General features: G+C 64.6%; 9 protein-coding genes. All 9 read right to left on the bottom strand.

The annotated features are described in order from the left end of the window. Window positions 1–52: 52 nt before the first annotated feature. Window positions 53–532: a hypothetical protein gene (locus ACFOJ9_RS10595; RefSeq protein ID WP_378978829.1), complete on the bottom strand. Its 480-nt coding sequence runs from the start codon at window positions 530–532 to the stop codon at window positions 53–55. A 48-nt stretch (window positions 533–580) separates the two neighbouring features. Then, window positions 581–3607, bottom strand: coding sequence for a bifunctional [glutamine synthetase] adenylyltransferase/[glutamine synthetase]-adenylyl-L-tyrosine phosphorylase (locus ACFOJ9_RS10590; protein WP_378978828.1), 3027 nt, complete (start codon window positions 3605–3607; stop codon window positions 581–583). Continuing rightward, window positions 3607–5085, bottom strand: a complete 1479-nt coding sequence (locus ACFOJ9_RS10585; protein WP_378978827.1) for a sensor histidine kinase — start codon at window positions 5083–5085, stop codon at window positions 3607–3609. The genes ACFOJ9_RS10590 and ACFOJ9_RS10585 overlap by 1 nt, the downstream gene beginning before the upstream one ends. Before the next feature lie 7 nt (window positions 5086–5092). Continuing rightward, window positions 5093–5767, bottom strand: coding sequence for a response regulator transcription factor (locus tag ACFOJ9_RS10580; protein ID WP_164548653.1), 675 nt, complete (start codon window positions 5765–5767; stop codon window positions 5093–5095). A 312-nt stretch (window positions 5768–6079) separates the two neighbouring features. After that, window positions 6080–7633: a Do family serine endopeptidase gene (locus ACFOJ9_RS10575; RefSeq protein ID WP_378978826.1), complete on the bottom strand. Its 1554-nt coding sequence runs from the start codon at window positions 7631–7633 to the stop codon at window positions 6080–6082. A 130-nt stretch (window positions 7634–7763) separates the two neighbouring features. Beyond that, the gene (locus ACFOJ9_RS10570) at window positions 7764–8231 is read right to left on the bottom strand and encodes a cytochrome c-type biogenesis protein (protein WP_378978825.1); all 468 of its coding nucleotides are present in this window, start codon (window positions 8229–8231) and stop codon (window positions 7764–7766) included. Further along, window positions 8228–10219 carry a heme lyase CcmF/NrfE family subunit gene (locus ACFOJ9_RS10565; RefSeq protein ID WP_378978824.1) on the bottom strand — a complete coding sequence of 664 codons (1992 nt, stop codon included), beginning with the start codon at window positions 10217–10219 and terminating at the stop codon, window positions 8228–8230. The genes ACFOJ9_RS10570 and ACFOJ9_RS10565 overlap by 4 nt, the downstream gene beginning before the upstream one ends. A gap of 23 nt (window positions 10220–10242) precedes the next feature. Then, window positions 10243–10686: a cytochrome c maturation protein CcmE gene (gene ccmE, locus ACFOJ9_RS10560; protein WP_378978823.1), complete on the bottom strand. Its 444-nt coding sequence runs from the start codon at window positions 10684–10686 to the stop codon at window positions 10243–10245. An 8-nt stretch (window positions 10687–10694) separates the two neighbouring features. Continuing rightward, window positions 10695–11831: a c-type cytochrome biogenesis protein CcmI gene (ccmI, locus tag ACFOJ9_RS10555; RefSeq protein WP_378987701.1), complete on the bottom strand. Its 1137-nt coding sequence runs from the start codon at window positions 11829–11831 to the stop codon at window positions 10695–10697. Window positions 11832–11920: the final 89 nt, after the last annotated feature.

Raw genomic sequence — 11920 nt, 5'->3', positions numbered from 1 at the left:
GTTTGGATATTGGGGCGTTCGGTGAGGTCCGCAGCAGGTGGCCCGCCTCTGCTTACTGCACATCGCCGCCATTGCCGTCGCCGCCCCATCGATGGTGGCGACCAAAGCGGCCGCCTTTGGGCAGTTCGCGTTTCTCGATCTTGCCGTCATTGTTCTTGTCGAGCATGGCAAAGACCTTCTTCTCGCGACCGGTGATGTCGTCCGACGTCAGCGTGCCGTCGCCCTTCGAGTCGTAGCGGGCGATAATGCGTTTGGCCATCCGCTCGAAACGCGCCTTCTCAAGCGCATCGGCAAGCTGAGCGACGGTCAGCTTGCCGCCATTGTCGGCGACGAGCTTTTTCAGCCGCGCGTTCATGGCGCCGGAAAACTGGTCGAAGGTGATGGTGCCGCCGGAATCGCTCATCGCCTTGTCGAGGCGCATCATCGTGCCCTCGCGCATTTTTTCACTGGCGTTGTTTTCGGCATAGGCCGTGGTGCCGACGGCGCCGGCAAGGGCTACGAAGGCAAGGGCAAGTTTCGTTGACTTTCTCATGGTCTTCTCCTGTTGCATCGTCACCCCCGATGCGACCTGACAACCGCTTCACGGTCGTCCGGCACGAAGCAAAAGATCAAAGTCCTTCCTGACCTTTTGCGACGTCTCTTTGAGGTGTGCTTCCAACACACCGAAATCCGGCAGGTCAGTCACCGCCAGAAGCAGATCCGAAAGCCCCGGCGGAACATCGTCACGCTCAAAGGCCCCGGTTAAGCAAAGCCGCGTCATCTGGGTCAGTGCCAGATAGAGCGCGTAGGCGTCGCCAAGCTCCTGCCTTATCCCGGCAGCGGCGAAGCGCGGCGCCAGGCGCGACAGGATCTCGGCCGTGCCGGTGGCACGTGCAATTTGCACGGCCGGGGCACGTGCAATTGGCACGGCCGGGGCACGTGCAATTGGCACGGCCGGGGCACGCGGCCCGGCCTCGACCTGCCCGGTGATGACAGCCACCTGGGCGATGAATTCGAGATCGATGAGGCCGCCGGGGATCAGCTTGATGTCCCACAGATCGCGCGACGGCTTTTCTTTTTCGATCATGGCGCGCATGTCCGAGGCCTCGGCCATCACCTTGGCGGCGTCGCGCGGCTGTCCAAGCACCGCCGCCACTTCCGCTTCAACCTCGCCGCACAGGCTGGCGTCACCGGCTATGGCGCGTGCGCGCGCCAGCGCCATGTGCTCCCAGGTCCAAGCCTCCTGGCGCTGGTATTTCTTGAAGGCATCGATATGGGTGGCAACAGGACCCTTGTTGCCGGATGGCCGCAGGCGCAGGTCGAGTTCGTAGAGCACCCCCTCCGCCGTCGGCGCGGACACGGCCGCGATCAGCCGCTGCGTCATGCGGGTGTAGTAATGCGAAGGCGCCAGCGGCTTGTCGCCATCGGACTCTTCGGCATCCGGCGCGTGGTCATAGAGCAGGATCAGGTCGACATCCGATCCGGCGGTCAGCTCGCGGCTGCCGAGCTTGCCCATGCCGAGCAGCGAAACCACGCCGCCGGCAATCGTGCCGTGGCGCGCCGCGAATTCGGCCGTCACCGCCTGCAACGCCGCCTCGATGGTGAGATCCGCCAGATCGGAAAAGGCACGGCCGGCCCGCGCCGGATCGATCGAGCCGGCGAGCAGCCGGACGCCGATCAGGAATTTCTGCTCGGAGGCAAAAATGCGCAGCCGGTCGAGCACGTCCTCATAAAGCCGGTCGCCCTCGACAAAGGCGGAAAGCCGCGCCGACAGATAGGCGCGGTCCGGCAATTCGGTCAGCAAGGCCGGGTCGAGCAAGCCGTCGAAGACATGCGGCCGGCGCGTGATGATCGCCGCCAGCCGGGGTGCAGCACCCATGATCGTCGCCAGAAGCTTGAGCAGGGCCGGATTGGACTGCAGCAGGGAAAACAGCTGGATGCCGGCCGGCAGGCCGGCGAGAAACTCGTCGAAGCGCATCAGGGCCTCGTCGGCCCGGCGCGTCTGGCCGAAGGAACGCAGCAGCGCCGGCGTCAGTTCCGTCAGCCGCTCGCGCGCCTCTGCCGACTGGGTGACGCGATAGCGGCCGAAATGCCAGCCGCGGATGACGCGGCAGATGTCGCTTGGCCGCTGAAAGCCGAGACCGTGCAGGGTCTGCAAGGTATCTGGATCGTCGACATCGCCGGTGAAGACCAGATTGCCGATACCGGTCGACAGTTCCGGTGCGGTTTCGAAAAGTGCCGCGTAGTGGCGTTCGACCTGCTGCAGCGAGGCGCGGAACGCCATGGCAAAGGCAGCCCCATCGGCAAAGCCGAGCATGCGGGCGATGCGCTCCAGCCCCTCATCGTCTTCCGGCAGCGTGTGCGTCTGCTCGTCGGCAACCATCTGCACGGCATGTTCGACGCGGCGCAGGAACCAGTACTGGCGGGCCAGCGCGTCGCGCGCGTCGGCGGTGATCCAGCTGCGTGCGGCGAGCTGACCGAGCATCGGCACGGTCTCGCGGCCACGCAGTTCCGGGAAGCGGCCGCCGGCGATGAGCTGCTGTGTCTGGACGAAGAACTCGATCTCACGAATGCCGCCGCGCCCGAGCTTGACGTTGTGGCCCTTGACCGCGATCTCGCCATGGCCCTTGTGGGCGTGGATTTGGCGCTTGATCGAATGGACGTCGGCAATCGCCGCGTAGTCCATGTATTTGCGCCAGATATAGGGCTGCAACTCCTTGAGGAAGGCAGCACCCGCGGCCAGATCGCCGGCCACCGGACGCGCCTTGATCATGGCGGCGCGTTCCCAGTTCTGGCCGCGCGCCTCATAGTAGCGCAGCGCGGCCTCGACCGGGATTGCCAGCGGGGTCGAACCGGGATCGGGACGGAGTCTCAGATCGGTGCGGAAGGCATAACCATGCTCGGTGCGGTCCTGCAGGATGCGCACCAGGCGGCGCGTCAGCCGTGAAAAAAGTTCGGTGGCGTCGAGCGGATCGACGACGGCGGGCGCTTCCGGATCGAAGAAAACCACAAGATCGATGTCGGAGGAGAAATTCAGTTCATGCGCGCCGAGCTTGCCCATGCCGAGCAGGATCCAGCCCGATTGCTTCGATGGATTGTCGAGATCCGGCAGTTTGAGCTTGCCCTGGCCATGCGCGTCGCGCAGCAGGAAGTCGACGGCGGCGCGCGTGCAGGCATCGGCGAGGTCGCTCAACCGCCGTACCGTCAGCACCGTTTCGGCTTCGCCGGCAAGATCGGCCAGTGCGATCAGGAAATGCGCTTCGGCTTTCCACTGGCGCAGGTCCATCATCAGGCCGGATTCCGAGACCGCCTCGGCCAAATAGGCCCGGTCGATGGCAGCGCCGATCGCTTTCAGCCGAGCCTCGACCGTCTGGTCGAAGAGGCCGTCCAGAATCCCCGGCCGGCGGCGTGCCGTATCGCGCAGGAACGGCGACAGATCGAAGACGGCGGCGAGGAAATCCTGGCCCTCCCCCTTGCCGGCCAAAAACTTGGTCAGCCGTGTCAGCCCTCCTTCGCGTGCGACGGAAGCGATCTCGGCCAGTTCCTGCCGCGCACGGTTTTCGTCCAGCGGAGCCAGGCTGGTCGCCGGCTTCAGCAACCAATCCGTCGCCCTCGCAGCCTCGCTCATCAGTGATCCTCCCTTGCAGGGAAACTCATGACCACGGATAATCCAGGATTGCCAGGCAAGAGATCAAGCCGGCCATTGTGGAATGTCATGACGGCCTTGGCGAGGCTGAGGCCAAGGCCGGAACCCGGCTGCGAACGGCTCTTCTCCAGCCGCACGAAACGTTCCGTCGCGCGGGCACGGTCGCCATCATCGGGAATGCCGTGGCCATTGTCGGCAACCGACAGCCGAACGTCCGCACCGGCTCGCTCAACGGCCACGCGCACGGCCGGCTGGGCGGTGGCATCGGTCGAATATTTGATGGCGTTGTCGACGATGTTCGACAGGGCCTGGCCGATCAGTTCGCGGTTGCCGTTGACGAAGACCGCCTCTCGGACATCCGCGTTGAGCGACACCCCCGCCTCCTCCGCCACCGGCTCGTAGAGTTCGACGACATCGCGCACGGCTTCCGCAAGATCGACACGGTTCGTGTTCTCCGAGGAGTAGCCAGCCTCCAGCCGGGAGATCATCAGGATGGCGTTGAAGGTTTTTATCAGCTGGTCGGACTCGGCGATGGTGCCTTCCAGCGCCTGCCGGTAGTCTGATGTCTTGTGCTTGCCCGAAAGCGTCGCTTCTGCCCGGTTGCGCAAACGGGTCAGCGGCGTCTTCAGATCATGCGCGATGTTGTCGGAAACCTGCTTCAAACCTTCGTTGAGCGTCGCGATCCTGGCCAGCATGGCGTTGAGATTTTCGGAGAGCCGGTCGAACTCGTCACCGGCGCCGGTCACCGGCAGCCGGCCCGACAGGTCGCCGCCCATGATGCGGCGGCTGGCTTCCGACACGCTGTCGATGCGCTTCAGCGCGGCGCGGCCGACAAAGAACCAGATCAGCAATCCGCCAAGCCCCATCATGCCGAGCGCCAGCATCAGCGCGCGGCGTATGACGGCGCGAAACCGTTCCGGCTCGCCCAGATCGCGGCCGACCAGCATGATCATCTGGTTCGGCAGCCGCAGCACCAGCGCAATGGCGTTGTGACCCTTTTCGCCCTGCGCCTGCGCGTCGCTCTGCTCGGGTTGGGTGGTGGTACCCTGCTCGGCGGGCAGATTGCGCAGACGCTCGAGTTCTCCTTCGCCAAAGCGCTGGTAGGAGAAAGGGCTGCTGGTCCAACCTTCGGTTTCGAGAACGCCCGGTTCCAGGCTCTGCACATTGCCGGTCAGAATCTGGCCGTTGGCGTCGGCGATCAGATAGAGGTTTGCGCCGGGCTGGCGCGAGCGCGCCTCGACCACACGGACCAACACCGGCAGGCCGCCGCGTTGATAGGCGCGAGCCAGGCCGAGCACCTCGTCATTGATGGTGTCCTGGGTCTGCGCCGTCAGCATGCGCGCCGACAGGGAGGTCATGTAGAAGACGAGCGCCACCGCGCAGAGCGCGAAGAGCAGGAGGTAGAGCGCCGAAAGCCGCGCTGCCGTCGTCTTCATGATGGCTGGCACGGAAAGAGCCATGCTGCCGCTAGCCGCTCTTCAGCATATAGCCGGCGCCGCGAACCGTGTGCAGGATGGGCTTATCGAAGCCCTTCTCGATCTTACCGCGCAGCCGCGAGACATGGACGTCGATGACATTGGTCTGCGGATCGAAATGATAGTCCCAGACATTTTCGAGCAGCATGGTGCGCGTCACCACCTGGCCGGCATGCCGCATGAGATATTCGAGCAAACGGAATTCACGCGGCTGCAGCGTGATCTCGCGCGCCGCGCGGCGGACCGAATGCGACAGCCTGTCGAGTTCGAGATCGCCGACGCGGTAGACGGTTTCCGCTTCCTTGGCGCTGGCGCGGCGGTTCAGCACCTCGACGCGGGCCAGAAGCTCGGAGAAGGCATAAGGCTTGGTCAGATAGTCGTCGCCGCCGGCGCGCAGGCCGGTGACCCGGTCATCGACCTCGCCGAGCGCCGACAGGATCAGCACCGGCGTCGTGTTGCCCCTGGATCTCAGACCGGCAATGACCGACAGGCCGTCGCGGCGCGGCATCATCCGGTCGATGACCATCACGTCGTAATCGCCGGCATCGGCGAGCGCGAAGCCGGTTTCGCCGTCACCGGCGACATGCGCGGTGTGACCAGCCTCGGTGAAGGCTTTCTGCAAGTAATCCGCAGCCTCGCGATCGTCTTCTATGACGAGAATCTTCATAGGACTGTTATACGCGATTTCGCCGGAAGGTTGAGTGGCAGACATCTGCATTGTGGCCTTTGCCAAAGCGCATCGCGATCAAGATCATCCGAAGCCGTGCGCGATAAAAGTCCTTGTCCCCGATGTCGTTGGATCAGACTGCTGAAGCGCTTTGAATTGTGCGGCAGCGGGCGATGGGAGGCCCGCTGCCGCCGGGGGAAGGCGCGATGACTGACTAACGCGCGCTCCTCCATGCTTTCCCGTGCGGCGGCTCGGGGGTGTTTGAAACGGCCGCACTGGAAAAGTCGAACAGCTCCGGTTCCGGAGCCGACGTCAGCCCTTGGCGACAGGCAGCGCTACGAAACGATTGGTGTCGTCGCGGGTGATCTGCATCAGCACCGCCTTGCGGCCGGATTTGACTGCATCGGTCATCGCCTTGGTGACGTCGTCGGTGCCGTTCACCTCGGTCGAATTGACCGATGTAATGACGTCGCCCGGCTGGATGCCGCGATCGGCGGCGTCGCTGTCGGGGTCGACGTCGGTCACCACCAGCCCCTTGCCGTTTTCGGACTTGGTGACGGTCAGGCCGAGGTCGGCCAACGTGTCTGGCTTGGCCGGAGCGGCTGGCTGCTGCTGGTCGACAGACGCCTGCTTGTCACTCGAGGGCAGTTTGCCGAGATCGACCTTGACCGTCTGGCTCTTGCCGTCGCGCCACACGGTGACGTCGACCGACTTGCCAGGCGAGAAGGCGCCGATCAGCCGGGCAAGTTCCTTCGGCGAAGCAACGTCCTTGCCGTCGACCTGGGTGATCACGTCACCGGCCGTGATGCCGGCCTTCTTGCCGGGACCATCGTCCTGGGCGCTGGAAACCAGCGCGCCATTGTTGGACTTCAGACCGAGCGACTCAGCGATGTCGGAAGTGACCGGCTGGATTTCGACACCGAGCCAGCCACGCTGCACGGAGCCGCTCTTCATCAGGTCCTGAACGACCTGCTTGGCGGTCGAAGCGGGAATGTCGAAGGCGATGCCGACGCTGCCGCCGGACGGCGAGAAGATCGCGGTGTTGATGCCGACGACCTGGCCGTTGAGGTTGAAGGTCGGACCGCCCGAATTGCCGCGATTGACCGAGGCATCGATCTGGATGAAGTCGTCGTACGGGCCGGCGCCGATGTCGCGGCCACGGGCCGAGACGATGCCGGCGGTGACGGTGCCGCCGAGGCCGAACGGATTGCCGACGGCCACCACCCAGTCACCGACGCGAACCTTGGAATCGTCGGCGAAGTCGACATAGGTGAACTTGCCGACGCCGTCGACCTTGAGCACGGCGAGATCGGTGCGCGGGTCGGTGCCGATCAGCTTGGCGTCGAGTTCCTTGCCGTCATTCATCACCACGGTGAAGGCCGAGCCTTCCGAAACGACGTGGTTGTTGGTGACGAGATAGCCGTCATCGGAGATGAAGAAGCCGGACCCTTGAGCAACCGGCCGCGGCTGGTCGTTGTTGTGGTCGCGGTGGCTGAAACGTCTGTTGCCGCCACCCTGGCCGTCCTGGTCGCCAAAGCCGCGGAATTCCTTGAAGAAGCGGCGCAGCTGCGGATTGTCGGGCAGGTTGTTCATGCCATCCGGATCGTCGGACTGGTCGGAGCCGTCGTCCGCCGCCGGGCTGATCTTGGCCTTGACCTTGACGCTGACGACGGCGGGAGAAACGCGCTCGACGACATCGGCGAAGCCCGGCACCTGCGGTGCCTCGACGCGCACGGCGTCAGCCAGAACAGGGCTGGTTCCACTGGTTAGTGCGCCAATACCGATCGCACCGGCAACGGCAATGGACGCGACGGCAGCCATGAGACGCTTGCGGGTGACGGAATATGAATTGGGGGCAATATTCATGGATTTCTTATCCTCTTCAAACGGACGCTGCTTGATCGGCATCCTCGGGAAAGAGAATTAGAGAGGCGCACATTACAGCGCCATTTCCGACACATGAAACTTTGGTAATGTTTGGGGGTGACGGCGGTCGTCAGTCGCGGCGCAATATGGCGTCCAACGATGCCTGTTCTTCCGCGGACAGGGATTTTGTTGCCAGGGTGCGGCGCGACCGCGCGGTCAGCACGATGAAAACGCCGCCCACCAGCAACAGCAGGACAGGTGTGCCCCACAGCAATGCATTGCGCAGGTCGAAACGCGGCTTCAGCAGCACGAACTCGCCGTAACGCGAAACCACGTAGTCCATGACCTGCTGGTCGGTATCGCCGGCGACGAGGCGCTGGCGCACAAGGACGCGCAGGTCGCGGGCGAGATCGGCGTCGGATTCATCGATCGACTGGTTCTGGCAGACCATGCAGCGCAAGCCTTCCGACAGCGCCCGCGCCCGCGCCTCGAGCGCCGGATCGGCCAGCATCTCGTCAGGTTTCACAGCCTGTGCCGCACCGGCAAAAAAAAGCGCCAGCAGCAGGACAATCGACGTCAGAGAAAGGCGTGCGTTCATGGCAGGCTCGCGGACGTCACCGCACTCGCCTGCTTGCGCCGGCGCGACGGCGCACCGACGCGCAGGCGCCTGTCCATCAGCGACATCGCCGCGCCCGTCATCATCATCAGGCCGCCGCCCCAGATCAACGTCACCAGCGGTTTCCACCACAGGCGCACCACAACCGAGCCGTCATTGCCCTCGTCGCCGAGCGAAATGTAGAGCTGGGAGAGGCCCATCGTCCTGATGCCGGACTCCGTCGTCGTCATCTGCCGCACCGGATAAAATCGCTTGGCCGAGCTGATTTCGCCGACAGGACTGCCGCTGACGCCGATCAGTTCGAAGCGGCCGCGGTCCTCGGCGTAGTTCGGTCCCTGGGCCGGATAAAGCCCGACGAAACGCAGCGTATGGCCGGAGAGTTCGACGGTCTCGCCGGCATGCATCGACAGGATCTTCTCGGTGCCGAAGCAAAGCGTCCCGACGATGCCGAGCGTGGTCAGGCCAAGGCCAAGGTGGGCGAAGGCGGTGCCGAAAACCGAGCGCGGCAAGCCAAGCAGGCGCCTGACCATGATCCCCGCTGCAACATTGCCAAATCCCGATTTGACGGCGAGGTCGGTGAGCGCACCGAGGATCAACCAGACGGCGAGGCCGACGCCCAGGGCTGCGAATACCGAGGCGCCGTCGATGAACAGGACGGTGACCAGCGTCGCCAGGAGGGCTGCGGCGAACGCCACCATCAGGCGCTGCGCGACGGCGAAGACATCGCCGCGCTTCCAGGCCAGCAGCGGCCCGAACGGAACCACCAGCAGCAGCGGCACCATCAGCGGCCCGAAGGTGAGGTTGAAGAACGGCGCTCCGACCGAGATCTTGTCGGCTGAAAAGGCTTCGACGGCCAGCGGATAGAGCGTGCCGACGAGCACGGTCGCGGTTGCCGTGGTCAGGAACAGATTGTTGAGCACGAGCGCGCCTTCACGCGAAATCGGATGGAACAGGCCACCGGCCGTCAGCCGGGAGGCGCGCAGCGCAAACAGCGCCAGCGAGCCGCCGATGAACAGCGTCAGGATGCACAGGATGAAGACGCCGCGCGTCGGATCGGTGGCGAAGGCGTGCACTGAGGTCAGCACGCCCGAGCGCACCAGGAAGGTGCCGAGCAGCGACAGCGAAAAGGTGAGGATGGCGAGCAGCAGCGTCCAGATCTTCAGCGCCGAACGCTTTTCCATGACGATGGCCGAATGGAGCAGCGCGGTGCCGGCCAGCCACGGCATGAAGGAGGCGTTCTCGACCGGATCCCAGAACCAGAAGCCGCCCCAACCGAGCTCGTAATAGGCCCAGTAGGATCCCATGGCGATGCCGCCGGTCAGGAACATCCAGGCGACTAGCGTCCACGGCCGCACCCAGCGCGCCCAGGACGCGTCGATGCGCCCTTCGATGAGGGCCGCGACCGAGAAGGAAAAGCAGATCGAGAAGCCGACATAGCCGAGATAGAGGAACGGCGGATGAATGGCGAGGCCGAGGTCCTGCAGGATCGGGTTGAGATCGCGGCCTTCGATCGGCGCCGGGTTGAGCCGGATGAACGGATTGGACGTCACCAGGATGAACAGGAAGAAGGCGGCGCCGATGGCGCCCTGCACGGCAAGCACATTGGCGCGCAGCGTCGCCGGCAGGTTTGAGCCGAAAGCAGCGACAAGCGCGCCGAAGAAGGTCAGGATCAGCACCCAGAGCAGCATCGAGCCTTCGTGATTGCCCCAGGTTCCGGTGATCTTGTAGATCAGCGGCTGCAGCGAATGCGAGTTTTCCCACACGCTCGCCACCGAGAAGTCGGAGCTTGCATAGGCGCTCGCCAGTGCTGCGAAGGACAGCGCCGTCAGGGCAAAGCCTGTGACCGCGACCGGCCCGCCGACGGCCATCAGCCGCTGGTTGTTCAGGCGCGCGCCAAACAGCGGCACAAGCGTCTGCACCAGCGAAAGCGCGAACGCCAGAACCAGGGCGAAATGTCCGGTTTCAACCATGGACTCTTGCTCTCCTGCCGGAGCTATTCACTCTTGCTCTCCTGCCAGACGCCCTTGGCCTTCAGGCCGTCGGCCACTTCCTTGGGCATGTAGCGCTCATCATGCTTGGCGAGCACGCTGTCGGCGACAAAGACACCGTCCGGGCCGAAGGTGCCTTCGGTGATGACGCCCTGCTCTTCGCGGAAAAGGTCGGGCAGGATGCCGGTATAGGTGACCTTGACCGATTTGTGCGTGTCCGTCACCGAAAAGCCGACCGTCGCCCCCTGCCCGCGCTGGATCGTGCCTTTTTCAACCAATCCGCCCAGCCTGATGCGCTGGCCAGGCATGACACTGGCGGTGGAAAGATCGGCCGGCATGTAGAAATAGGATGCCTTCTGGCCAAGCGCATAGAAGGTCAGCCCGGTGGCCGCGCCCAGGAAAGCCAGACCACCCGCGATCACCGACAATCGTTTCTGCTTGCGCGTCATGTCTGCTTCTACTCCGTCGCCGTCAGGCCAAGCGAGGCGGCAAAGGCGGTGAATCTCTTCGCCTCGTCACTGTCGGCTCCAAAGACGGCAATGGCGCGACCGAGCGCCTCACGCGCCTGATCGGCCTTGCCCAGCACAGCATAGGAACGAACAAGCCGCATCCATCCTTCCGCGTCACGCGGATTTTGTCGCAGTTTGTCGTCGAGACCGGCGACCATGGTGTTGATCATGGCTTCCCTGTCCTGCGGCGACATCGAGGATGCGGCGTCGATATCGCCGGCATCGGGACCGTTGGTGGTGGTGCCACCGGATGCGACTTCGGGGCTGCCGGACTTGGCCAGCGCCTGCTCGACCGCACCGCGCCACGGCGAGTCCGGCGGCAAACTGCCCAGCATCGCCTGCCAGGCCGTAACGGCCTCCTTGGCGCGCCCCTCCTGCGCCAGCGCCATGGCCAGGTAGAAACCGGCCTTCGCATTGGCCGGGTCGAGCTTCAAAGCCGCCTCGAAGGCATCCTGTGCATCGGCCGAGACAATGCCGCCTGCCGCATTGGCGATCGCCTCGCCGAGACCGGCCTGGCGAACAGCGCTGTCGCCATCGAGGCGAATGGCATTGCGATAGGCGGCGGCCGCGTCGGAAAAGCGCTGCATGCGCAGATAGACCGGTGCGAGCACATCCCAACCCCTGCCATCGGCAGGATTGGCGGCCAGATGGGCTTCGGCCCGCGCCACAAGTTCGTCGACCGAACTGTCGGCCGGATTCTTGGCCAACCGCTCGCTGAGCGGTTGCGACGGCAAATCGGGTGAGCCGAGCTGACTGTAAAGGCCCCAGCTGACCAGCGGGACAGCCAGCACGGCTGCGGTGGCCACCAGCCTTGCCGCGACCGAGGCTCGGCCAACGGACGCCTTGCCGGCCGAACTATCGATGCGAAGGATGCGGCGAGCGATCTCGGCACGGGCCTCGGCGGCTTCCGCCGGCTGGATCAAGCCACGCGCGGCGTCGCGGTCAAGCTCGGACAACTGGTCGCGATAGACTTCGAGATCGTGATCGCCGCTTGACGACGCGCCCTTCGAGCTGGCGGCCAGCGGCAGCAGCACCGCCAGGCTTGCACCCAGCGTGAGAATTGCGGCTATGACCCAGAACAGCATGGTTCTTCCAATAACGGCATAGCCTTGCCCTGCCAACAGATGCATCCTGCGACGCTTTGACGGGACCGGCGCCAGGCGCCGACCGCCGG

The organism is Mesorhizobium cantuariense, from assembly GCF_042647205.1.
Lineage (GTDB): Bacteria > Pseudomonadota > Alphaproteobacteria > Rhizobiales > Rhizobiaceae > Mesorhizobium > Mesorhizobium cantuariense.
Note: the sequence above shows the minus strand (reverse complement) of the source record. Positions and strands in the feature narration are given on the sequence as shown.